General features: G+C 31.9%; 20 protein-coding genes. All 20 read left to right on the top strand.

Features of this window, described 5'->3' with window-relative positions:
- Positions 1-5: 5 nt before the first annotated feature.
- Positions 6-1,253 (top strand): lactate/malate family dehydrogenase, encoded by a 1,248-nt coding sequence (locus R9X47_RS23875; RefSeq protein ID WP_432663594.1) that lies wholly within the window; start codon positions 6-8, stop codon positions 1,251-1,253.
- Positions 1,250-2,311 carry a flavodoxin family protein gene (locus R9X47_RS23880; RefSeq protein ID WP_432663595.1) on the top strand — a complete coding sequence of 354 codons (1,062 nt, stop codon included), beginning with the start codon at positions 1,250-1,252 and terminating at the stop codon, positions 2,309-2,311. The genes R9X47_RS23875 and R9X47_RS23880 overlap by 4 nt, the downstream gene beginning before the upstream one ends.
- A gap of 356 nt (positions 2,312-2,667) precedes the next feature.
- Positions 2,668-3,636, top strand: a complete 969-nt coding sequence (locus R9X47_RS23885; RefSeq protein ID WP_432663596.1) for an SH3 domain-containing protein — start codon at positions 2,668-2,670, stop codon at positions 3,634-3,636.
- Positions 3,637-3,855: 219 nt separating this feature from the next.
- Positions 3,856-4,347: a hypothetical protein gene (locus tag R9X47_RS23890; RefSeq protein ID WP_432663597.1), complete on the top strand. Its 492-nt coding sequence runs from the start codon at positions 3,856-3,858 to the stop codon at positions 4,345-4,347.
- Positions 4,337-5,200: a sensor histidine kinase gene (locus R9X47_RS23895; protein WP_432663598.1), complete on the top strand. Its 864-nt coding sequence runs from the start codon at positions 4,337-4,339 to the stop codon at positions 5,198-5,200. The genes R9X47_RS23890 and R9X47_RS23895 overlap by 11 nt, the downstream gene beginning before the upstream one ends.
- A complete protein-coding gene (locus R9X47_RS23900) occupies positions 5,184-5,777 on the top strand; it encodes an accessory gene regulator ArgB-like protein (RefSeq protein WP_432663599.1) in 594 nt (197 codons plus the stop codon). Before R9X47_RS23895 ends, R9X47_RS23900 begins: the two co-directional genes overlap by 17 nt.
- Before the next feature lie 27 nt (positions 5,778-5,804).
- Positions 5,805-5,945 (top strand): cyclic lactone autoinducer peptide, encoded by a 141-nt coding sequence (locus tag R9X47_RS23905; RefSeq protein ID WP_432663600.1) that lies wholly within the window; start codon positions 5,805-5,807, stop codon positions 5,943-5,945.
- Positions 5,946-6,515: 570 nt separating this feature from the next.
- On the top strand, positions 6,516-8,786 hold the full coding sequence (locus R9X47_RS23910) for a PAS domain S-box protein (RefSeq protein WP_432663601.1): 2,271 nt from the start codon (positions 6,516-6,518) through the stop codon (positions 8,784-8,786).
- A 19-nt stretch (positions 8,787-8,805) separates the two neighbouring features.
- Positions 8,806-9,183, top strand: coding sequence for an ATP-binding protein (locus R9X47_RS23915; protein ID WP_432663602.1), 378 nt, complete (start codon positions 8,806-8,808; stop codon positions 9,181-9,183).
- A gap of 145 nt (positions 9,184-9,328) precedes the next feature.
- Positions 9,329-11,323, top strand: a complete 1,995-nt coding sequence (locus R9X47_RS23920) for a methyl-accepting chemotaxis protein (RefSeq protein ID WP_432663603.1) — start codon at positions 9,329-9,331, stop codon at positions 11,321-11,323.
- Positions 11,324-11,333: 10 nt separating this feature from the next.
- Positions 11,334-11,612 carry an STAS domain-containing protein gene (locus tag R9X47_RS23925; protein ID WP_432663604.1) on the top strand — a complete coding sequence of 93 codons (279 nt, stop codon included), beginning with the start codon at positions 11,334-11,336 and terminating at the stop codon, positions 11,610-11,612.
- Positions 11,613-11,833: 221 nt separating this feature from the next.
- A complete protein-coding gene (locus R9X47_RS23930) occupies positions 11,834-13,105 on the top strand; it encodes a sensor histidine kinase (protein ID WP_432663605.1) in 1,272 nt (423 codons plus the stop codon).
- On the top strand, positions 13,102-13,947 hold the full coding sequence (locus tag R9X47_RS23935; protein WP_432663606.1) for a DNA-binding domain-containing protein: 846 nt from the start codon (positions 13,102-13,104) through the stop codon (positions 13,945-13,947). The genes R9X47_RS23930 and R9X47_RS23935 overlap by 4 nt, the downstream gene beginning before the upstream one ends.
- A gap of 123 nt (positions 13,948-14,070) precedes the next feature.
- On the top strand, positions 14,071-15,711 hold the full coding sequence (locus R9X47_RS23940) for a Na+/H+ antiporter NhaC family protein (protein WP_432663607.1): 1,641 nt from the start codon (positions 14,071-14,073) through the stop codon (positions 15,709-15,711).
- 380 nt (positions 15,712-16,091) lie between these two features.
- Positions 16,092-16,871 (top strand): IclR family transcriptional regulator, encoded by a 780-nt coding sequence (locus R9X47_RS23945; RefSeq protein ID WP_432663608.1) that lies wholly within the window; start codon positions 16,092-16,094, stop codon positions 16,869-16,871.
- Positions 16,872-17,618: 747 nt separating this feature from the next.
- Positions 17,619-18,914 carry a nickel-dependent lactate racemase gene (larA, locus tag R9X47_RS23950; protein ID WP_432663609.1) on the top strand — a complete coding sequence of 432 codons (1,296 nt, stop codon included), beginning with the start codon at positions 17,619-17,621 and terminating at the stop codon, positions 18,912-18,914.
- A 228-nt stretch (positions 18,915-19,142) separates the two neighbouring features.
- The gene (locus tag R9X47_RS23955) at positions 19,143-20,222 is read left to right on the top strand and encodes an iron-containing alcohol dehydrogenase family protein (protein WP_432663610.1); all 1,080 of its coding nucleotides are present in this window, start codon (positions 19,143-19,145) and stop codon (positions 20,220-20,222) included.
- Positions 20,223-20,446: 224 nt separating this feature from the next.
- Positions 20,447-21,829: a YjiH family protein gene (locus R9X47_RS23960; RefSeq protein ID WP_432663611.1), complete on the top strand. Its 1,383-nt coding sequence runs from the start codon at positions 20,447-20,449 to the stop codon at positions 21,827-21,829.
- 162 nt (positions 21,830-21,991) lie between these two features.
- Positions 21,992-23,182, top strand: coding sequence for a pyridoxal phosphate-dependent aminotransferase (locus R9X47_RS23965; RefSeq protein WP_432663612.1), 1,191 nt, complete (start codon positions 21,992-21,994; stop codon positions 23,180-23,182).
- Between the two features lie 264 nt (positions 23,183-23,446).
- Positions 23,447-25,153, top strand: coding sequence for a methyl-accepting chemotaxis protein (locus R9X47_RS23970; RefSeq protein WP_432663613.1), 1,707 nt, complete (start codon positions 23,447-23,449; stop codon positions 25,151-25,153).
- Positions 25,154-25,160: the final 7 nt, after the last annotated feature.

The raw sequence follows: 25,160 nt of genomic DNA on the forward strand, positions 1-25,160 counted from the left end.
GAAATATGTTCTATTATATATTGGATGATAAAATTCTATTTTCAAAAATAAAGTATGATGATTTAGAGGCTACCACAGAGGATGCTGCTAAAGAGCATAGGAATAAAGTTTATTTTTTAAAGAAAATGAATCCATTAAAGTCACGAAGGAGTTTTTCCCTGTCAGATCCATCACTAATGGATATTGACAAAGAGGAACTTAACCTTCTTGAAAAAGGAAAGACAGTTGAAAACACAAATCTACCAGAGTGGATAATCGATAAAATTGATAAAAGACAAGTTACCTGTATAAACACTGAATATCCACGATGGAAGGAGGTTTTAAATCATTCCTATCCGGATAAATGGAAGGTGAACGTTTTGGGGCTTGGAGATGTAGGTGGAACCTTAATCACGGGTCTAAGATTATTAGGTGGAGATTGTATTTCTGAAATAGGAATCTATGACAGAAATGAAAACAAGAAGGTGAGATGGGCCCTTGAAACAAATCAGATTCTTTCGGCCTTTGATAATAAAAGCTATCCGAAGGTCAAAGGTATTACTGCAGAAGAACTTTTTGATTGTGATATGTTTGTATTTTGTGCAAGCGTAGGGGTTCCTCCCGTAGGTCAAGAAGAAAAGGATGTTAGAATGATCCAGTTCGAAGGGAACTCTAAGATACTTAGTAGTTATGCTAAACTAGCTAGAGAAAAGGGTTTTACAGGGAGTTTTGCTGTAGTATCTGACCCGGTTGATCTGTTATGTAAATCTGTTTTTATAAACAGCAATCTAGGCGAGAATGGTGAAATGGACTATTTCGGATTAGCTCCTGAGCAGATTAGAGGGTATGGACTTGGGGTTATGCATGCCCGTGCGGCCTATTACGCTGGTTTAAATAGAGATACTGATCATTATGTATCACAGGGTAGAGCCTATGGACCCCATGGAAAGGGACTTGTAATTGCCGATAGTATAGAAAATTATAATGAAGAGAAATCATTGCTTTTGACAAAAAAAGCTAAGGAGGCAAACCTTGAAGTAAGGGAAGCCGGCTTTAAACCATATATCGCTCCAGCATTATCCTCAGGAAGCCTATCACTTTTAGCTACAATACGAGGAGAGTGGAATTACAGTACAACGTATATGGGCGGAGCTTTTATGGGCGCAAAAAATAGGTTGATTTCTTCTGGATTAGAAATCGAGAGACTAAACTTACCGGATGAGCTTTTAAGTCGCTTAAAAGAGACATATGATAGTCTTAGGAGTATTATATGAATGAAATATATCTAGTAATGCCCGGTGAGATATCCGATAAGCTCTCTAAAATGGTTGAGGCTGCTACTTTAGGATTAGATAGACATATAATAACTAATCCAGATAAGATTCCTGATCTTAGAAATAAGAAAATAGTTTTTGCCGTCCAGCTCGATGACTTAGGATATAATATTCCTCTTTTTGAAATATTGTCGAGGATCTCAAAACGAGGAAGAGATGCTCTAATTGGGTCTAGTGGGGTTATAATAATTAATAGTCCTAATGAACTATACACAAAAAGTGTATCGCAAGATATAATTTTTAAGGCTAATCAAATGGGGTGTCGCTTTCCTGGGCACCCATTGGTCGAAAGTATAGAAGAATTAAAGAATTTTCGAACATGGCAGAAACATCTAAACTTGCCCTTAGATGATATTGCTATACAGATGTGTACAAAGCTACGTAAAAATTTTCTAAAGGATAATCCAAAGACAATTAAAGACCCCAAGGTCTTAGTTCTTCATGCTAGTTCACATAAGACCTCTAATACCTTAATGCTTTGGAATATGATCAAGGGGCATATTAACAATTGCACTATAGAGGAGTATCACGTTGAAAATGGAACTATAGTTGACTGTAAAGGCTGTCTATTTACAACCTGTATGCATTATAGCGAAAAGCAATCGTGTTTTTATGGGGGAGTTATTACGAAGGAGATTTTACCGGCCATCGAAAGAGCAGATGCTGTCATATGGATATCTCCAAACTACAATGATGCAATATCAGCTAAGCTTACTGCCGTAATAAATAGAATGACTGTTCTTTATAGGAGAATTAAATTCTATAATAAAACAGTGTTTGGAGTAATAGTATCGGGCAACTCTGGATCAGATTCTGTTGCTAAGCAGCTCATAGGGGCCATTAATATTAATAAAGGCTTCAGACTACCGCCGTATTTTGCCATATCAGCCATAGCAAATGATCCTGGCGATATAATGAAGGTAAATGATATAGAACATATTGTAAAGGAATTTGCTGAGAATGTTATGAATGAAATTAAAGAGGATGTCTCAGAATGATGAATTTCTTCGTCTTTTGAAATTTCATTCATCCTGAAACACTCTGGGGCTATACTCATAAGACTTTTTATGAGATAGCTCTCAAAGTCAACAGGATAGTGTAATTTTTTTTCACATAAAAAAAAATTTTTCTTTTTTTTGGAACTTTTTATACTATATATAAGTCTAATATATATTGTAGAAATTATAATTCATATGCTGTAATTAACTAGCTTTTAGACAGATATAGCCAGAGAATGATTTCTATAAATATGATAGATGAATACTTAATCCAAGTAAAATTAAATAGAGCTTGTTAAAAATAGAACTACTAATTTATTACAAAATCAATTATAATAGACTTTGGGTGATGGGAAATGAGAAAAAATATAATAATTTTAGTAATGGCTACTCTTTTATTGACCTCCTGTTCGCAGGACGAAAGCCAAGTAGTCTTAAAAAATCTTGAGTCCGATAATCAACTCTTAAAGGAACAAGTAAAATCTTTAGAGGGGGAAAATGAACGTCTAAAGGAACAGAATGAAGAATTAACTAGTGAAGTAGAAAAACTCGATGAAAGAATCGAAAGAAGAAATGACAAAATAGATGATTTACGATATGAAGTAAAGATGCTGGAAAAAAGTCAGTCATTTATCATAGATGATAACGATGTCGACACAAGAATTATGAAGGAAGTTGACTTAAATAATGATGGCAATAGAGAGCTTATTAAGCTTGAAAGCAGTGAAGATAGATTCTTTAAACTATCTATTAATCATACTTCTTTAAGCGGTATGGTAGAAAAAATTGATAATAGCTTTGAAGTAGTTGATTTAAATGAAGATGATGAAATCAAAGAGATTGCCATTAGTGAATTAGACTCAAATAAAAATTTTAATACTAAGTTCTACAGATACACTGCAAATAGCATATTCTATGTAGGAAGTGTACCAGGTCACATTAAGGATATTGAAATATATGAAGACGGAAGCCTAACTACATCATCGGATGGGAAAATCCTTCATTCGTGGACCTTTGATGATAAATATGTACTAAATTCAGACCATATGCTGGTGAATGAACCACAAGAATCATATGAGATGAATCAAAAAGTAAAGGTGCTTAAGAGTATCCCTTTGCTAAAGGCACCTAAAGAAAAAGAGATGGTTGCAGCTCTTACTGTAGGGGAAGAAGTTGTTATAATTTCAAGTGATAATAAAAATTGGTGTAAAGTTCGAAAAGAAAATGGAGTTGAGGGTTGGTTTGAAGTAGTAAACTTTGATAAAGTAAAGGGAACTGACTCAAAAGCTTGTGAGATCTTTGAAGGATTGAATGTAAAGGAATAAAATGAATAGATTTGAGATAGAAAACCTATTAGTTTAAATACTAATAGGTTTTTTTGTCTGGTAAAAATATGAATTAAGATAATATTTAGAAAAAATATGTAAAAATTTACTGGGGAAATTAAACATAATACAATTTTTGACAACCTTTTTTTGAAAAATATGGTATAATATTTATTAATTACATTTAATATTATAAAATAATCTGTCGGAGGGTGTTATATGATACAGGATTATTTGGCGGTTGCAATATTTGTATCTTTTCCTGAAGTGTTATTAATGCTTTTAATTGGCTTCAATCTCTGTAACATTAGAAATATCAAGGGATCAAAGCTTCTAATTGTAGCTGCTATTCAAGCCGTAGTTGCTTTTCTGATTAGAATGTCAAATATATATTTTGGGATGCATACAATAATTTTGACAATATCACTGTATATTCTAGTAGTTATATTTTTTAAAATTAAATACTATAAAGCCATAATTCCAGTATTTATAGGTATGTTATCCCAAGGACTTCTGCAAGGTATTATATTTGGAATAATTGAAGCAATTTGGAACTTCGAAATGACTAATCTATATTTTACTCATAGTAAACTAATAATATGTTCTATTCCTATTTTTATAGTATCGTTAATTTTACTAGCTGTCATAAGAAATACTCATTTTTTCTTATGGGATATTAATGAATTAGAGGGTGAAGAGTTTGCAAAATAGAAATAAATATATAATTTTGTTTACGATGCTTGTTCAATCAATAATGATAATGATATTTAGTACGGTTATTTTTATAAAGCCTTCAGTAGATTTCATTAAAAAAAGTGCTCCGTTTCTTGGGATATTTGTATCCATAATTACCATTTTTATGTTTATATCTGTAAAAAAAATGAGCTATTATGAGAAAAAAGAAGCAGAGTTTGAATTAATGAAGGCTAATATGGAAAACACAGAGGAATTGATAAGCTTATTACATACACAAAGGCATGAATATTTAACCCACATACAAACTATTGGAGCTATGCTCTACCTACAGGAATATGAGGAATTATCCAATTATTTAAGAGGAATATCAGAGGAATATAAATTTACCCATGAAACTGTAGGATTTGGACATCCTGCATTAACAGCATTGATTAATGCAAAGCGAGAAATGGCATGGAAAAAGGGTATATTCTTTTACATTAACTGTAAGAAAGAAATAGATTCAGTAGAAGCTGACCCTTGGGAGCTATGCAGTTTAATCTCCAATGTAGTAGATAATGCTATAGAGGCTGTATCTATGCTAGAAGGTAAGAAATGGATAAAGATAATTGTCGATTATTCTGGTGGGAACTTTATATTTGAAATTGAAAATAGGGGATATATAGAAGAAGATATCATGAAAAGATTATTTCAGCCCGGCGTTACATCTAAAACATCCATTGGAAGAGGATATGGATTACATATAGCCAAAGAAATTGTGGACAAGTATAAGGGCATTATTGAGGTTAGAAATACAGACAATGGAACGGTGATAACTGTCATCGAACTACCAAGGGAGGGAGTTAGCAACGGTGAGAAGGTTAGCTGATAATATTTCTAACTATATATCTAGAGAGATGCACTATAATGAGGAGAAAACCGAAGTTCTTTCCTATGGTCTGCAGATATTTCTTGGAACTTCAATAAGTATAATTAGCGAATTAGTCTGTGCTTACTTTTTTAATATCTTTCAATCCACCCTTATAGTAAGTATATCCTATACTATTTTCAGAAGACTAGTTGGCGGTAGCCATTATGAAACACAGAGTAGATGCTATTTTATGGGGCTTATCATGATACTTTCACTAGGAAAATTAGGTGAAGTTACTTCACTAACCTCTATGGGGACATTAATATCAACTATTTTGATTTATTTTCTAGCCCTAACAGCAACGATCCTATGGGTTCCCGCCGGAACGGAAAAGAAGATGATTAAAAATATAGATACAAGAAGAAAGATAAAGATTAAAGTGATTGTAATTCTTACTATCTGGTTTATAATATGTAGCCACTTGAATATGTTAGGTATATCTAAATATGTTATCTCAAGTGCATTGGGCGTTTTTCTAGCATTTTTCTTTGTAACGCCTCTAGGATATAGATTCACAAATTTAAAGCTTTTTTAATCTTGATTATATAAGGAGGAGATTATTATGTTAAGAAATTTGAAAAGATTCTTATTATCAACATCTGCTTTTGTATTTACATTTATTGCCTTGAGCGGTGTTAGTACTAGATGTATGTGGAGAACCCATGAACCTGATGTTCCTGAAAGCTTAAAAAGAGATTTATAATCATTATAAGTTAGATACATAATTAATGTATGGATTTGAATTGATGGCAATTGCAATAGAAAAATGCTAGGTCCAATGATATATAGAAATGAAAACATAAACAATGTACTTTATATTTTAGATTCAATATACTAAATAAAGCATTAGGCATATTAGAAAATGTTAAACTATAATAAGAAGCGACAGACTGTTTAAAAACAGTCTGTCGCTTTCTGTTTATTACTAAATATATAACTGGATTTAAAGCACTCAAAAATTACATGCATATATGTAAAAAACTAATAGTGAACAATGAATAATTGTTTTTTATTTAAGCAAATATTAAAAAAATTTGTTAAATAGTGTCATGTTTTAGAAAACAATGTTATAATATGGATGTAATAAATATAAGATATTAAGATTAATGGGCTAAAAAGCAATTAATTTGAAATACATAAAAATATTTAATTATATAGAGTCCACACAGTAAAATTTATTTTATTCATAGATAAATACTCGAGGTTTTATGAGTTTTATATATGTATAAATCAATAGTTTTCTTTGAGTCTCTATATTATAGGAGTGACACAGGTGAAACAAACAATGGAACATGAGAACAATTCTGAACCTACAAAACGCTCTGCTGACAAAGAGAATGACGAGATAGACAGTTTATTCAAAAGAAAAAAATGTAAGCAAATTAGTATTGCTGTTGGAAGCATAAAAAAATATTATAGAGAGATATTTCAGAAAAACAATGTAGCAATATTGATTGTCGATGGTGATAACGGAAATATTGTAAATGCTAATTTGGTGGCATGTGAGTTCTACGGATACAGGAAAAATCAAATAAAGAAATTAAAGATTACTGAAATAGATTGCTTATATAAAAATGAAATAACTGAAAGGCTGCAGAAATCACTTGATAAGCATTTTCAAAAGCTTAATTCAAAGCATCGTTTGGCCAATAATGAAATCATAGATGTAGAGATTCATTCAGGGCCTTTAAAGATGTTAGAGAAAAAATTTGTCTATTTAATCATAGAAGATATTTCTGAAAGAGTTAAACTTGAAAATGAGCTTAAGAGAAGAGAAACCCAATATAGAGAACTATTCGAAAACGCAAGTGAAGCTGTTTTCTTTGGTGCGGCCAGTGAAGATGGGATCCCCGAGCGTTTTATTGATGTTAACAACAGAGCCTGTAACTTACTTAAGTATTCAAAGGAGAAAATTCTCAAAAAATCTCCCTTGGAAATTTGCTTCTTTAAAGATTACAAAAACAAATTTCTAAATGACTCTGTTAATAAAGTAACAAAAAGAGCAGTATTTGAAACAAAAATTATTGTTAAGAATGGAGTTCCTGTTTTAGTAGAGATAAGTATACATATTTTTAAGTTAAAAGAAAAAGTGGTTTTCCTGGCGATTGTAAGGGATATTACTGAACGTAAAGCAGTGGAAGAAAAAATATTTCAAAATTCAAAGTTGCTCGAGGGAGTTCTTGAAGGAATTACAGATATTATTGGAGTATGTGACCCCGATAGTAGAGTAATGTTTTATAATCGAGCCGGTTATGAATTTTTTCAAATAAATCCTGAAGATATTAACGGTAAGAGATGTTTTGAAATATTACATAGAAATAAAAAGTGCGATAATTGCCCTATTGAAAAAATAATTGAAACAAGGAAAATTGTACGAACAGAAAAGTATATCCCAGAGTTAGATAAATATTTAGATTGCTGTTGTAATCCAGTATTAGATGATTCTGGTGATGTAATATATATTATCAATCAATTAAGGGATATTACAGAAGAAAAAATTCTAGAAAAGGCCATTAAGGAAAGTGAAGAAAGATATAGGCAAATAGTTAACCTTTTACCCGAAGCAATGGTTATTACAGTTGATGGAAGAGTTGTTTTAGCAAACAAAAAGGCATCTGAATACTTTGATAATATTATTGGACAAAAAGTAACCGAGATCCTACATGGTTCTGAAAAAATTATTGAAAAGAGGATTAAGCAGATAATAGAAGACAAGGTAGATAAAACAGTATTTGATTACAAAACTTTGGTTAATGGGAGCAAAATGATTGATATAGAAATATCCTCAAACTACTTAAATTATCAGGGTAAGCCGGCCATTATGTCAGTGATCAGAAATGTTACAAAGAAGAAAAATGAGTTGAATGCTGCAGCTAGAATGCAAAAGCAACTCTTTAGGAAGCCATTTGCTATTCCAGACAGAGCTAAGATGGAAGCGCTTTATGTACCGGCCAAAACCGTCAGTGGAGACTTTTTCTATCTAAGTAAAAAAAACGACGATGTACTTATAGGTGTGGTAGGGGATGTAAGTGGAAAAGGAATTACTGCTGCTTTGAATATTTCTGCATTCAACGTTCTTTTTCATGAAGCAATTTTAACTAGTGACCAACCTAGTGAGATACTTATCAATTTAAATAGAAAAGTAGGGAACTATCTAGGAGAACGCTATGTAGCAGCCTGCTGCTTTAGATTTGACTTCAAAGAGGGAGAAGCTAAGATAGTAGGTGCAGGTATAAATCAATTTATCTTTCAAGATAGAGAAAAGAAGTGTACTAGAAAGATTATTAAAGGATCATTCCTTGGAATGTTTGAAGATAGTATTTTTGATGAGGAGATAATTCAGTTTAACACTGGAGACAGATTTTACTTTTATACAGATGGATTAGATTTCATCTTTGATGATGATAAAATGAATGATATCATGCTAGAAACACCTAGAATATCGAGATTTACTAATAATCTCAGGATTTCTTTAAATGAAATGCTAACTGATGTAGAAGGAATACAGGATGATTGTACATTAATTGCTATGGAAATCAAATAAGGGTGAGGGTTACTGAAAAATGAAAAGAAATGAATATATTTTATATGGTTTAGAAAAGCATAAAGAAATTATTGAGGAGATTATTAGCTATATAGATAATCGTGATTACGATTTTGATATAAGGCTGATACTTACAGAGGCTTTAACAAATGCCTTTAAGCATGGAAATAAGAATGATGCCCATAAGCCAATATATTTAAGGGCAATTTACTATGAGGGTAGTATAGAGTTTGAAATTCAGGATAGTGGACCTGGTTTTGAAAATGTGGTTGTTCGAGAAAGTATATCATATGATAACTTATTAGATGACTATGGACGAGGATTGTTTCTTATAAAATCTATTGCCGATAAGATAGAGTTTAGAAACAGTACTTTGATCATACAAAAAAACTTATAGGGTTTTAGTAAGGACTTTAATTTATACGCATCAAAACCTCTCAGAAACATTGAGTATTTTGATACGCCTAAATTTTAAGTTCTACTATATAAACTCTATGCAAATGAGTAAAATGACTTTTTAAAAAGGCAGAGGGGGGTACAAAATGAAAGTAAGCTTAAAAATGAAATTAATAACCATGTTCTTTATATTTATTTCTGTTCCAATTATTGTCTTAGGTATTTTTTCCTACACTAAGACTTCAAATTCAATGCAACAGATGACCGAAGAGGAATTAAGGGATGTTACAACACAGACTGCCGAATTAATTGACCAGACTGTGAACTCTGTTAGCAAGTATGTAGGGCTTTTGAGCCATAATGAAAACTTAGCCCAAGCTGCAGATGGCGATGAGTTACTAAGAAATGAGGCTTTTAAATATTTATCTGATGTCCAAAAAGAGAACAGCAGTGAAATAGAAATGTTAGTTGTTACAGATAATAAAGCTAGGGGTATTATTACTAACGGAAAGAAAAGTGCCAATATTGACTTAAGTAGTCGTGCATATGTAAAAGAAGCTTTAAAGGGTAAGGCGAGTCAGAGTGATGTAATAATTTCAAAGGCTTCTAATAAGCCCGTAGTAGCAGTTGCCTATCCCCTTAAGTTAAATAATAGAATTGTAGGAACTGTTATCGGAACTATTGATTTCCAAACAATTTCTAAGCAAGCGGCAAAGGTAAAGGTAGGAGACAACGGTTATGCCTATATGTTAAATAAAGACGGCGTTTTTGTGTATCATCCGAATAAAGACAAAATAATGAATGAAAACCTAGGAGATACAGATAATACTGAGTTAAAAGCATTAGTGGAAAGAATGAAATCCGGTGAGCCTGGAGAAGGATATTATACATACGAAGGAATATATAAATTTACTAGATTTGTTCCCGTGAATGATTGGGTAGTTGCAGTTACTGCTAATTATGAAGAATATATGGCTCCTGCATTTGCAATTAGAAAAAGCACAATAATAATTGCATTATTCTCAATGGCTGTAGCGATGATGGCGGCCTATTTTATGACAACAAGAAATATAATAAGGCCAATTAGGATATTAGAAGGTCTAATGATCAAGGCTGGTGAAGGTGATCTAACTGTTAAATCTACTATAAATACAAAGGATGAGATAGAGACGTTAGGGGAAAACTTCAATGAAATGATTAATCACCAATCAGAGATAATTGCACATGTAAGAAAGGGATCCCAGGAGCTGGCAGCGGCTTCTGAGGAGTTGGCTGCATCTTCTGAGCAGATAAGTGCCTCAACTGAGCAAATTGCAAATACTACTGCAGAAGTTGCGTCCGATGCAGATACCCAAAATAACTTGGTTATTGAAACATCTAAGGTGTTAGTTGAACTTTCTAGTTTAATTCAAATTGCCCAGAGTAGAGCTAATACGGCAAAGATTAACTCCGATGAAACAATGAGCGTTGCCAAAGAAGGACGTAAAAATGTTAACAGAACAATCGAAGCAATCGAAAATATCAGTGAAGTATCATCTGAAACAGGAAATATACTAAAGGTTCTAAATGAGCTTTCAAATAAAGTTAGTGGGATCATTAGTACTATTAATAATATTTCAGATCAAACAAATTTATTAGCCTTAAACGCAGCAATAGAAGCCGCAAGAGCCGGTGAACATGGTAAAGGTTTTACAGTGGTTGCCGATGAAGTACGTAAGCTTTCAGAACAAACCGGAATGGAAGCAAATGAAATTTCTTCTCTAATTAATGAGATGGTAATTCAAATAAATAAAGCTGTAGAATCAATGAACTCTGGAAGGAAGGTTGTTGAGAACGGAGTTATAGTAGCTAATGAGACTGATAAATCATTTATTAGTATTATTGAAGCCGTAGAACAAATTTCAAAGGATATTGAGAGAATAGTCGATGTTACTAAAGATGAAGTGGCAAATTCCGATCAAATAGTAAAACTGATAGACTCTGTTGCAACTATTACTGAGACTACTGCGGCAAGCAGTGAAGAAGTTGCTGCTACTACTGAGGAACAGTCTTCAATAATTCAAAACTTAGCTTCAACCTCAGAGGAAACCAGTGCCATGGCTAACAGTTTAAATGAACTTGTAGAAAAATTTAAAATATGAGGTGGATTAAATGAAAGAAATTAGTATGATGATATCTGAAAATTTTGCTGTAGATGAAGCCGATGAGTTTAGAGAAAAGTTAAATCATCTAATGAAAAAAGGTGAAAAACATTTCGCACTAGATTTCACAAACTGCTCATTTATTGACAGTACAGGGCTTGGGGTCCTTGTATCCATATATAAGAAATGTATGGAGATAGGTGGAAGTCTAAGACTGCATTCTATTAATAGCTCTCAGGTTATGAGGGTTTTCAAGTTAACAAGATTAGATAAGGTATTTGAAATATAGTATATTAGGGACTGTTTCATAAAGAAATCTTATGAGTATGGCCCAGGGGTGTTTCAGAAATTTGTCATTCTGAAATACCCCTTTTTCAATTTGTTTATGAAGAAAAGAGGAAAAAAACAAATTTTCTAGAATTAATATTAAACCCGGATTTAAACTACTGTAATATAGAGATTCCAGTCAAAACTTTAATTGGAACTCTCTATAGAAAGAGAGAACATTCTATGTACAAGCTAAAGAAAATGCTTTATATAGCAATTTTAGTTTCTATTGGTGCCCAGTTTTATTTGAACTTTTTTGTTGAGGGCTTTATTATATCCTTTTCAACTATTTTGTTACCAATTCTTTTATACAATAATAAGAACCTAAATCCAATCACAACCTGCGCTATAACTGCTGTAGTATCTCCATTATTTAGAACTCTAATAATGTTTATGTCAATCAAAGATTTTAGCCATGCCATTTCCATTGTTGCACCGGATATGGTATTTTATCTAACATATGGCCTTGTATTTCATTATCTATACACTAATTATGAAAATAAGAATCTAACAAGATTTGCCTTTACAGTTCTTATGAGTGATTATTTGTCTAATGTAGCTGAAATAAGCGTTAGAACACAGATAATTGGATTAGAGGGAAATATAATTAAGGGACTATTTATTATAGCATCCATTAGGACTCTGATAGTTATTATAATTATAATAACACTAAAAAGATATAAATCACTTTTGTTTAAGCTAGAGCATGAGGCTAGGTATAGGCGGCTCATGCTTTTAACCTCGAGCTTTACCAGTGAAATATACTTTATGAATAAGAATATGAAGTATATTGAAGATATAATGAGCAAAAGCTTTAAAGCCTATAAATATTCAACTACTAACGATGATGTTCCAAAAGAACTGCAAGATATTATTCTTGACCTATCTAAGGATATTCATGAGATTAAGAAAGACTATATAAGGGTTATTATAGGATTAGAACAAATTTTTGAAAATAAGTTTAAGTTTGAGAAAATAAGTATTAAGGATATGGTGAATATCTTAGCCATTAGTACTACAGAATTCTTGGGAAAGGAAAACTTGGATGTTGAATTTAAACATAGGATAAAAAGCAATGTTCTAGTAAAGGATCATTATCATTTAATGTCTATCCTCAGAAATCTTATAAATAATGGAATAGAAGCCTGTAAGGATTCACCAAATGCTGTTGTAGGATTAGAAATAGAGGAGATAGATGAAAAAGTTAAGATTTATGTTTCGGATAACGGTAGGGGTATTAAAAAAGATCACATGAACTATATTTTCAATCCAGGGTTTTCAACAAAGTTTGATAAAGAAACTGGAGAAATAAACCGTGGTATAGGATTGACACTTGTAAAGGACCTGATTAAAGATCATTTTAACGGAGAAATCGATGTTGAATCAAGCTTTGAAAAAGGTACTACATTTATAATCAGCATAGATAAAATTAACTTAGAGGGTGTGGAAAATTGAAGTTTTATATAGTTGATGATGATATTAATATTGTAAAAATACTAGAGGATATTATTGAAGAGAAGAAGCTAGGAACAGTAGTGGGCTATGCCTATGACGGAGACACAGCTTTCAAGGAAATAATGGAACTAAAGCCGGACATTGTATTAGTTGATTATTTAATGCCGAACAAGGATGGATCGAGTCTCACCAAGGAAATAAAGAAGACCAATCCTGGGATTTACTTTATAATTATTTCTCAGGTATCCGATAAGGAAATGATTGCTGAATCCTATACTTCTGGAGTTGAATTTTTTATAAGTAAACCAATTAATATCATTGAAATTGAAAAGGTTATTAGATCTGTATCGGAAAAAATTGAAATGGCAAGAGCGATTTCAAATATTAAAGGTATGCTTCAGATTAATTCAAAACCTACGGAAATCATGAAACCCAAGAAGGTAAATCAAATTAATAAAATAGAGTATATCTTAAGCAATATTGGAATACTGGGAGAAAAAGGATCGTACGATATACTCAAAATTTGCAAATACTTAATTGAAGAAGAAGATAGTAAATATATAATGCGTGATTTCAAAGGGATATGTAAGAGGTTTGGAGAAAATCCCAAAATTATGAAACAAAGAATAAGAAGAGCAGTAATCAAAGGTATTAGAAATATTGCTAATGCTGGTATTGAGGATTACATGAATGAAAGCTTTGTAAAATACTCAAACTCACTATTTGATTTTGAGAGTGTTAAGGCTGAGATGGACTATATACGGGGTCGTAGAACCTCAGGGGGTAAAGTAAATGTTATTAAATTTATTGACAATTTACTTATCCAAAGCAAGATTGATTAGAACATCAATTGAAAAAATTCAAAAAATTCAAAATAAAAAATAAATAAATTTGAATCAACATGAAGCATTATGAAACTCCTCCGTAAAATTATATTAGACTTATAAAAAGGAGGAGTTTTTTTTATGGAGAATGTTGTAGAACATTATGGAATGCTATCATTGATTCCCCCGTTAGTAGCAATTATTCTTGCTTTTACAACCAAAAGGGTACTACCGTCATTATTTGCAGCAATATTTGTTGGAGCTACAATTATTTACAAAGGAAACATCTTTTTAGGCTTTACTAAGACTATTGAGAAGTATATTGCGGGATCAGTCGCAAGCGAATGGAATGCAGGAATTATAGTATTTGACTTGGCACTTGGAGGTATGATTGGTATAGTCGCAAAGTCAGGTGGGGCAAAGGCTATAGCTGAGTGGCTGGGAAGTAAAGCAAAGTCAGCTAAAAGTGCTATGGTAGCTACATGGGCTATGGGTCTTGCTATTTTCTTCGATGACTACTCAAATACATTACTAGTTGGGACAACCATGAGACCATTGACTGACAAACGCCGTATTTCTAGAGAAAAGCTTGCATTTTTAACCGATGCAACTGCAGCACCGGTTGCAAGTATGGCATTTGTATCAACATGGATAGCATATGAATTAGGTCTGCTAAAGGATGCCTTTGCATCTATAGGTGTTGAAATGAATGCATATGAAGCATTTATTCAGTCTATCCCTTTTAGATTCTACAGTTTGATAATGCTTGGATTTGTACTTATGATTGCATTTACAGGAAGAGACTATGGTCCAATGTTAGCTGCTGAAAGAAGAGCTAGAAAAACTGGAAAGCTTGTTGCTGATGGATCAATACCGCTAGCATCTAAGGAACTTACTGAGATGGAAATAAAGGATGATATTCCTTTAAGAGCATTTAATGCAATTATTCCGGTTTTAACTGTTATAGTTATGGTAATTGTAGGATTATATATAAATGGACGTGCAGCGGTAATGGCTGGAGATGACACTGCCTTAATTGAGTTTGTAAAGGCAAACCCTTTATCACTTAGTGTACTTCGTCAAGTTATTGGTAGTGCCAACGCAGCTGTTGCAATGATGTGGGCGTCATTCAGTGGTACAATAGTTGCTTTTGCCCTAGTACTATGTCAAAAGATACTAACCTTCAAAGAAACCATGGATGCATGGATTGATGGTGCAAAATCATTAGTAATAGCAATTATGGTACTAGTGTTAGCATGGGGTATAGGAAGTATGTGTAAAGATCTAGGAACAGCGAAGTTCTTAGTTAGCGTATTAGATGGAAAGGTTTCAGCAGGTGTAATTCCGATGGCAGTATTTTTACTAGGTTGTATTATAGCCTTCTCAACAGGAACATCTTGGGGAACTACTGCAATACTTATGCCTATAGCCGTTCCACTTGTGTACCAATTAAGTGGTGGAGATACAGGAACAATTCTATTTGCAACTATGGGAGCTGTATTTACAGGGGCTGTATTTGGTGACCACTGTTCACCGATATCAGACACAACTATCATGAGTTCCATGGCATCTGCATCAGATCATATTGATCATGTAAAGACTCAAATACCGTATGCACTAACATGTGCTGGTATAGCTCTACTAGTAGGTTATCTACCAGCAGCGATTTTTGGAATGAATCCTTTTATATCGCTAATTATTGGATGGGGATTAGCGTTTGCTATAGTTAAGTTCTACGGTAAAGAAGTAGAAGCGCCTGAGATTATGAGAGAAAAAGCTTAGAAAATTAATTAAATATTAAGAGCTATACTGAATGCAAGTTATACTAACTACAGGGTAGAATTCACTTCATCCCTGTAGTTTTTATGTATATTTGATAAAAATGGTACATGTGATAAATTTTAACTCAAGGATGCGTTCGAGGTCATATATGTATACTCAGAAAAATAAAAAGAGCCTGTTTTATAGATATATCCTATGAGTTTGGTCTAAAGGGGTCTCAGAATAACGCAATAATGCGTCATTCTAAGAGGCTCCTTTATATTTGTGAGTACAAAATTTTAATAACAATTATAATAATTTGCAAGATTGAAAAACTATAAATGGTATAATGTTATATAATTAGTTAAAAGAATGTACATATGATTTTAGGGAGTGAACCTATGACTATGAATAAAGGAAATTATGATACCATTACCATGGTTGATCGAGCAGTCTTGATTCTTGAAGAATTATTTTCGGCTGATGAGTATATTGGAGTTTCAGAAATTGCTCAAAATCTTGACTTACCAAAAGCTACTGTTTATCGTATCTTAAATACATTTTATCAGAGAAATTTTGTTGAAAAAGATAATGAGACAGATAGATATAAACTAGGTCTGATATTTATCCAGTATGCAGAAAAGGTAAAGTCGAAGCTAAGTATGAAGAGAATTTCAGAACCTTATATGAAAAAACTTTCACAGGATGTAGGTGAAACTGTTAATTTAGGTATTAGCCACGAAGGGAATGTTTTGAATATATTCAGCATTGAAGGAGAAACTTCAGCTTTAGTTTCAAAATTAGTACCCATTGCTCCTCTTTACTGTGCTTCAACAGGTAAAATATTCTTATCCCAAATGAGTGATGAAGAAATAAAAAATTACTTTAATTCTCATGAACTTGAAAAAAGAACTATAAATACTATCATAAAATATGAAGATTTCAATAAAGAAAAAGAACAAATACTTAGAGAAAAGGTTGCCTTCGACAAGGAAGAGTATGAATATGGATTAACTTGTATGGCTTGTCCAATAACTAATTCAAAAGGAGATACTGTAGCAGCGCTAAGTGTTTCGGGGCCAACAAGCAGATTAAAGGTTAAAGGAATAGATAATATTATTGAAGAGCTTAGAAAAATTAGTAAAGAAATTTCTGAACGATTAAAGGAGGCACATTTATAAAAAAATTAGAAGAGCATAGAATCGTATATAAAAACAAATAAAAATATATTTGAATTTTTTGAAAAATATGATAAAATAAAAATAATTAGAAACAATGTTTCTAATTATTTTTTATTTTATCATATTGAAGCAATGTTTCTTCTAGGCGAGTTATAACATTATTACTTAAAGAAATAATATTATAGAGAAATATTCGACATATAATTAGAAATTATTTTTTTAGAAACGATATGAAACAATGTTTCAAAATATGTGTAGATATTAAAATCAAGGTGATGATTATGTTGAAAATAAGATATTGGAGTTAATGTATTACAAGTCGATGAGATATACCTAGACTATTTATTGAAGATGCTGCAGCAGTTACAATAATAAGTTCTAAGCATATTTATAATTTAACTCCTTGTTCATAACCTTTTAAAGGTTTTGACTCCCAATTCTGTGTCGAATATATATTAAGTGATTCAGCCACATACATTACAAGAGTATTAAACTACTTAATATATATTCGATAGTATCTTAAATTTATTAAACAAATAATAAACTATATATAAGAGCTTATAAAAGTAGTTTCTTAAATAGTTGTAGAATTCTAAAACTGATTAAAAATAAGAGAGCTTTAATGTATATAAAGCAAATATTGGAGCGTGATGCATGAGGATCACAAACTGTTGCACTGTAAACAAGATTTAAGAAGTTGTTTGATGATTTCATTTAATATATGAAAAAAAGAGAGGGACTATAATAATGAAAGAAATAACTATGAAATATGGGAAAGAAAAAGTTAAGTTTTCATTACCAGAGAGAAATGTATTAGGTGAAATAAAATGTCCAGATGTAAATGAAGAAGAGATAAAGTCAGAAAAAAAAGTTATTATAGATGCCCTTAACAACTCAATAGGAAGTCAAAAGCTTAGAGAAATAGTTAAATCAAGTGAAAGAGTATGTATTGTTATTAATGATATAACTAGAGCCTATCAAAGACCCCATGTATTCCTTCCCTATATTGTAGAAGAATTAAACGCTGGTGGAGTAGAAGACAAGGATATAGTATTTTTAAGTGCTACTGGTGCCCATAGAGTCCATACAGATGAAGAAAAGGAGACTCTCTTAGGTGAGAAACTTTCTAAAAGATTTACAATTATAGATCATAACTGTAAGGATGACGATAATTTAGTTTATTTAGGAGCCACAAGTAATGGTACTCCTGTGAAAATAAATAAAATAGCTGTTGAATGTGATCATGTAGTTTTAACAGGAGGTATAATTACTCATGATTTGGTAGGATGGGGAGGCGGAAGAAAATCTATTTTACCAGGAATAGCAGGGTATAAGTCTATTAAAGCTAATCATTCTCTCGCTTTTTCAGAAACAATAGGTGAAGGGCTTAGAGAAAATATTGGTTCAGGTATTATTGAAGGTAATGTTCAGCATCAAGATATCCTTGAAGCATCTGAGATAGTAAAACCATCATTCATGTTTAACGTTATAATGAACAAAGATGGGAAGATAGGGAGTGCAGTTGCTGGAGATTATATAGAAGCCCATAAAGAAGGATGTAAAATAGCTAGAAGTAAGCTTGAAGTGAAATTGAAGGAAAAAGCTGACTTAGCAATAGTCTCTTGTGGAGGATATCCGAAAGACATTGATTTATATATAGCTGGTAAATCTTTTGAAAATCCTACTTATGCTGTTAAAAAAGGTGGATATCTAATATTTTTAGCACAGTGTCCAGATGGTGTTGGATATGGTGAAGTTGAAGAGGTAATTAAAAATTTCAAAACAAACTGGGAAAGAGAAAAGTTTGTTAGAGATAACTTTACAACAGCAAGACTCGGAGGATATTTAACTACAAAACTTATTGAAGATTTTAATACAATATTTGTAACTGACTTAGAAGAAGAGGTATTTAAGAATACAGACATAAGAGTAGTTAGAGATATCCAATCAGCCCTAGATATTGTTTATAAAGAATTTGGAGATGAATTCAAAACTTATTTGATGAATGATCCAGCAAATGTATTGTTATGTATTGAAGAATAAAAATAGTTAAAAATTTGTGATATTTTATAGAGATCAATTTTTTTTAGAAAAAATATGAAACATTGTTTCTGAAAATTAAAAAGGGGGAGTATGATGAGGGGACCATAAAAAATACTTAATTTATAATTTTCCACACATCTTAAGCAGAATGAACTTTGTGTAGATATATAAAGTTGGATATAATAGAAAAAAGTTCAAACTGAAAAACTAACATAAAGGGTGATATATATGAGTAAACTGACAGTTACATTTCCAAACTATACAATCGGTGAAGACTCTTTACAAGATTTAGTGGATATATGCTTGCATTATGGAAGAAGGGCCTTGATAGTAGGCGGTAAAACAGCATTAGAAAAAGCTAAACCTAAAATTGAAAGTGCACTTGAAGGTAGTGCATTAGAAGTTGTTGACTTTATGTGGTACGGTGGAGAATGTACTTTTGAAAATATGGGCTTAGTTGCTAAAAAGGGGAGCGATGAAAAGGTTGATATGATAATCGGTGTCGGTGGAGGGAAAGCCATTGATACTGCCAAGGGGGCAGCTGATAAGATAAATGTTCCTGTATTTACTGTTCCAACCATCGCAGCTACTTGTGCAGCTACTACTTGTTTATCAGTAGTTTATAATGAAAAAGGAGAATTTGATTCATTCTACTTCTTTGAAAAACCACCGGTTCATATATTTATGGATAGTGAAATAATAGCAGAGGCACCTGTTAAATATTTGTGGGCTGGTATTGGAGATACAATAGCGAAGCATTATGAGTGTACATTAGCATCTAGAGGTGATAAGCTAGACCATAGCTCTGGAATGGGAAGAGAAATCAGTGCTATGTGTGTTAAACCGATGTTTCAATACGGAGAAAAAGCTTTACAGGACTGTGAAAAAGGTGAAAGCTCATTTGAAATCAGCCAAGTTATCTTAAATAATGTTTTAAGTACTGGATTAGTTTCTATGCTTGTAGAAGAAAAATATAATGGTGCACTTGCTCACTCATTATTCTACGGGCTTACTATATTAGAGCATATAGAAAAAAATCATTTGCACGGTGAAGTAGTTGCATATGGAGTTTTAGTTCAATTAGCTATGGATAATCAAGAAGAAGAATTAAAGAAACTACATGATTTCTATAAAAAAATAAAACTTCCAACATGCTTAGAAGACATTGAGGTTAAAAATGATAGGGCGTATTTAGAACAGGTTCTTGAAAATACAGTAAATAGCCCTGATATGGAATATCTACCATATGAGGTAACAAAGGATATGGTTTTTGAAGGTATTCAGAAGTTAGAAAAGCTAAATAGCTAAAATTAGATATAGTTATCAGAGTATTATAAAAAATACTGTATAGGACATACATTTAAATTAAGAAGAGTACTTAATAAGTTTAAAGATTACTTTAGTTTAATTATTAAATTAAAAGGGAGGGACTTGAGGGCGGTAAATAAAATAAGATAATTTCAAATTACCTATAGTATAACAATATAATAATATTAAAAAATTAAATTTTATCACAGCGTCCTTGAAAAAGTATGAATACTAATACAAACAAGAATTTATGTGAAGATAAAATTATTGAATTAAACTATAAAAATGTATTAAAGTTTCTTATACCATCTTTAATTGGTGTTGCTTTGTTTATAATGCCGGTTAAATATGAAGGTAATATTACAATAATACTGGGTATTATATCGGAATGGTTAGCAGATATCTTAAAGCCGATTTCAGGACAATTTATTACTTCAATAATGGTTATTTCAGCAATACTTTCTACAATAGGGACAATATTTAAACCAAAGTTTATTACTGAAAATAAATATTTAGAAAAATATTTTGTGACAAGTGCTTTTTTCTTAGTATTTAGAATTATGGGAGCAGTATTTGGAATATTAGTATTAAGCAAATTGGGACACGAGTATATATATTCTGCAGATACTGGTGGCCTTATGATTGGACTAGTTGCGACATTGATTTCATGGTTTTTAGCAGCAGCATTCTTGATGCCATTACTAATGGATTACGGGATCATGGACTATACGGGAACAGTTTTAAGAGGAGCTGTAAAACCATTATTTAGGTTACCTGGGCGTTCAGCTATAGATTTAATAGCATCTTGGATAGGCAATAGTAACGTTGGAGTTCAATTAACCAGCATACAATACAGTTCTGGATATTATACCGGTAGAGAAGCAGCAACAATAGCTACATGCTTTTCTGCTGTGTCATTACCTTTTTGTTTAGTAGTTGCAGCATTTTTAAAGGTAGATCATGTGTTTATTCCGTTATATTTAACTGTAACATTTGCAGGTACTGTTTGTGCAATAATTCTAGCAAGGATATGGCCGTTAAATAGAATTGAGGATAAATATCATCCAGTTGTTGGCAAACAGATTAATGAAGTTGCCCCAGAAGGTTTAAAAACAACACAATGGGCTCTTCAATTAGCTGTCCAAAGAGCACAAAAAGCTGATTCAGTACCAAAACTATTAGGAAGAGGATTAGACATATTTTTAAGTATTATATTTACTCTTTCTTCACTTGTCATGGCCTGGGGAACAATTGCGTTGATTATAGCAACTTATACTCCTGTATTTGATTGGTTGTCATTACCTTTTGCTTATTATCTAAAAATATTAGGTGTACCAGAAGCATTTGAAGCTGCACCAGCTACGATAGTAGGGTTTGCTGATATGTTCTTACCTGCAATCCTAGGATCAAGTATAGCATCAGTCAAAACAAGGTTTGTTATTGCGGCAGTATCTTTAGTTCAGATAGTATTCATGACTGAGACAGGTACGATAATTTTAACTTCAGATATACCAATTGATTTTAAGGATTTATTGATAGTTTTCTTACAAAGGACGATTATTAGTTTACCAATAATTGTATTCTTCGCAAATATGATAATAAAGTAATGTAGATTTTGTTGACTTAACTCTTTGGCATAGGACCTTGGTCCTTATGACCGAGGCTTATGCCATATAAGGTTTTAAAAACATTTTTTTCTAAATTTGTTGAAGCGATGTTTCTGATTATTAGATGTATGATTATATTACTAATAAGAGGGGGATTTGAATATGAAACATAGATTTGTATCAAAACGATATTGGAATGATATTTCTACACCTATGGGAGAAAGTGGACGCCTAGCAAGGGAATATGACGATCTTATTAATTTCAGCTTAGGAGACCCAGACTTAACAACTGATGAGAGAATCATTAATGCAGCCTTTGAGGATACAAAAAACGGACATACACACTATACAGATTTTTTAGGTGATTTAGAATTGAGAGAAGAAATCTGTAAGTATTATAAAGATACCTATAATTATGATGCAAAACTAGAAGAATGTATGATAACTACAAGTGGATGCCATGCCATGTGGCTTGTTTTAGAGGCAATATTAGATGATGGAGATGAAGTAATAATACATGAACCTTGCTTTACTCCATATCCACAGCAAATTGAACTAACTAGAGGTAAGCCAGTTGTTTTAGAAACCTATGAGGAAGATGAATTCCAAGTTGATACAGAGAGATTAAAAGGTCTTATAACTAATAGAACTAAGGCAATAATTATAAATACTCCTAATAATCCAACGGGTACTTGTTTTAGCAGAGAGACCCTAGAGGCTATAGCAAAGGTTGCTATAGAGTATGATCTTATAGTTATTGCAGATGACATATATACAGCACTCAGCTATGCAGAGCCCTTTATTCCAATTATAACCCTGGAAGGAATGAAGGAGAGGACAATTACAATAGGTAGTTTTTCAAAGGATTATTGTATGACAGGATGGCGTATAGGTTATGTATTAGCCCCCCATTTTATAATAAAGACTATGAAGGATGTAAATGAAAATAATGTATTTACGGCTCCTTCTATCTCTCAAAGAGCTGCTTTACATGCACTCAGAATGAGGGATGAAGTACAGCCGTCTATGGTAGAAGAATACAAAAAAAGAACTTTCTACGCATATGAAAGAATTAAGAACATTCCAAATATGTCTGTTTTACCTCCTAGAGGAAGTTTATATTTATTTATTAATATCAAGGAAACAGGATTAAGTTCAATGGAGGTTGCTGATAAAATTTTGCGCGAAGCTCATGTATTAGTTCTTCCTGGAAATGCGTTTGGAGCTTGTGGAGAAGGTTACATTAGAATCGCAGTTACTGTGGGCTTAGAAGACTTGAAAGAAGCCTTTGACAGAATAGGAAAGATGGAGATTTTTTCAGAGGTAGTAGAAGTTGAATGTAAAATAAATTAATAAATATCTGCACATATATGTTCGTAAGTATGACCTTTCTGAAGAAGAGTGTCATAGGAAGATAAAAGATAATTTAAATTAGCTTACTGAGAGTTTCCTAAAGCATCTTTGATATAGTATATTTTTCTCATATTTTTCCATTTATTCTTGACTCCGTCTTTGGAGGTGTTTTTTGATGGTACTTAATACTGTAACTCTAAATGGAGTCAGGAATTGAACTATATATAACTTAACAGAAGTTTTGGGATAGAGAGGGGGATAATAATGCAAAAAAGAGCTTTAAAGCAATCAACTCTAAATATAATTTTAGGAACCGTGACTATAGTATTGGTGCTATTATTAATTGGTAATGCTTTACTAGTTAAGGATGCTTATAAAAAGACACTTATTGCACAAGAAAAGAAAACTGAATATAAGAACATTACTGTTAGGATTAGTGAATTTAATAATGATGTAATTAATGATATTAGGAAATACGCACAAACTGAAAATAAAGTTCACTATGAAAACTATTTAGAAAGAATTGATAATTATATTGAAAAAAAATATAAAGAAAGATTACATGATTTAGGTTTAGTCGAAAAAGAAATTGAACTTCTTAATGCCATTGGAGAATGTGGTAAGTCTTTATATGAAATTGAAGATTTAGCAATAGCAGCGGCTAAAAAGGGTGATTTTGCAAAGGCACGCGATTTGTTGTTTGGAAAAGAATATGAAGAAAATCTAGATAAATATTGGGATGTAATAAATAAATTTGAGGAAGAAGTAAACAATAGAAGCACTAAAAAATTTGAAGAAGCATCTAACAAATTAAATGAATTTATCGCACTAATAATAACTCTTGTTGTTATAACAGGTATTGTCAGTGTAGTTAATATTTTAATATCAACTTTTAAAATAATTAGACCAATAATAAAATTAAAAAATGGTATGTTATATATGGCAAATGGTGATTTAACTAAATCAATAGATGTCCATCACGACGATTCAGAAATAGGGCAATTATCTAAATCAATTGATACTACAAGAGTAAATTTTATGCACATAATAAACAACATTAAAAACACTTCAAGCAACGTAACTAACTACTCAAAAAATCTTCTAAATGGCATGACTGAAACTTCTATATCTATAGATGAAGTAGCAAAGGTTACAGATGAATTAGCAATAGGAGCTTCAGAACAAGCAAGAAATGCTGAAGAAGGATTTAATAAACTTAATATGCTTACTGAAGAAGTGAATATAGCTGTAAATAACTCCATACAGGTTAAAGAATATATCCATGAAATTATCAATGTCAATAAAAATGGAAATGAATCTATTAATGAGTTACAAAATGCAATAAACAGTAATAATGCTATTGTAGAAAGAATAGCATCACAAATAGATATATTAGAAAGCAATTCAACTTCTATTAGCCAAATAACAAATACTATATCATCCATTGCTGACCAAACTAATTTACTAGCCCTTAATGCTGCTATTGAAGCCGCTAGAGCAGGAGATGCGGGAAAGGGATTTGCAGTTGTGGCTGATGAAATACGAAACCTTGCAGAAATGGTTACGATAAATGCAAAGGAAATAGAAAAAATGATAAATGATATTCAACAAGAAGTAAATGTTACTAAATCACAAATGAAAGATGCAAAACAAATTGTAGAAAAAGCAAATCAGGTATCAAATGATACAGGAGAAAAGTTTGAAGTTATTGACAAAGCGATTAATAACATTGTTGGAAAAATAGAAATCCTTATAGAAAATATAGAAAATATTAATAGAAATAAAGATATAGTAGTAACATCTATAGAAGGAATATCATCGATTACACAACAATCTATGGCGGCTACAGAAGAAGTTTCAGCTTCAGTTAATGAACAAGCATCTTCTATAGATGAAATAAACAAAACAACCGGGGACATGCAAGTAATTGTAAAACAGCTAGAAGAAATAATAAGTGAATTTAACGTTTAAATTCGGA

The sequence above is a fragment of the Wukongibacter baidiensis genome (assembly GCF_050888315.1).
Classification (GTDB): Bacteria; Bacillota; Clostridia; order Peptostreptococcales; family Caminicellaceae; genus Wukongibacter; species Wukongibacter baidiensis.

Coding starts and splice junctions, on each gene's coding strand:
- R9X47_RS23915 (WP_432663602.1), top strand. CDS start 8,806: ATGAAAAGAAATGAATATATTTTATATGGTTTAGAAAAGCATAAAGAA.
- R9X47_RS23880 (WP_432663595.1), top strand. CDS start 1,250: ATGAATGAAATATATCTAGTAATGCCCGGTGAGATATCCGATAAGCTC.
- R9X47_RS23905 (WP_432663600.1), top strand. CDS start 5,805: ATGTTAAGAAATTTGAAAAGATTCTTATTATCAACATCTGCTTTTGTA.
- R9X47_RS23875 (WP_432663594.1), top strand. CDS start 6: ATGTTCTATTATATATTGGATGATAAAATTCTATTTTCAAAAATAAAG.
- R9X47_RS23965 (WP_432663612.1), top strand. CDS start 21,992: ATGAAACATAGATTTGTATCAAAACGATATTGGAATGATATTTCTACA.
- R9X47_RS23955 (WP_432663610.1), top strand. CDS start 19,143: ATGAGTAAACTGACAGTTACATTTCCAAACTATACAATCGGTGAAGAC.
- R9X47_RS23970 (WP_432663613.1), top strand. CDS start 23,447: ATGCAAAAAAGAGCTTTAAAGCAATCAACTCTAAATATAATTTTAGGA.
- R9X47_RS23920 (WP_432663603.1), top strand. CDS start 9,329: ATGAAAGTAAGCTTAAAAATGAAATTAATAACCATGTTCTTTATATTT.
- R9X47_RS23940 (WP_432663607.1), top strand. CDS start 14,071: ATGGAGAATGTTGTAGAACATTATGGAATGCTATCATTGATTCCCCCG.
- R9X47_RS23945 (WP_432663608.1), top strand. CDS start 16,092: ATGACTATGAATAAAGGAAATTATGATACCATTACCATGGTTGATCGA.
- R9X47_RS23890 (WP_432663597.1), top strand. CDS start 3,856: ATGATACAGGATTATTTGGCGGTTGCAATATTTGTATCTTTTCCTGAA.
- R9X47_RS23930 (WP_432663605.1), top strand. CDS start 11,834: ATGTACAAGCTAAAGAAAATGCTTTATATAGCAATTTTAGTTTCTATT.
- R9X47_RS23925 (WP_432663604.1), top strand. CDS start 11,334: ATGAAAGAAATTAGTATGATGATATCTGAAAATTTTGCTGTAGATGAA.
- R9X47_RS23960 (WP_432663611.1), top strand. CDS start 20,447: ATGAATACTAATACAAACAAGAATTTATGTGAAGATAAAATTATTGAA.
- larA (WP_432663609.1), top strand. CDS start 17,619: ATGAAAGAAATAACTATGAAATATGGGAAAGAAAAAGTTAAGTTTTCA.
- R9X47_RS23885 (WP_432663596.1), top strand. CDS start 2,668: ATGAGAAAAAATATAATAATTTTAGTAATGGCTACTCTTTTATTGACC.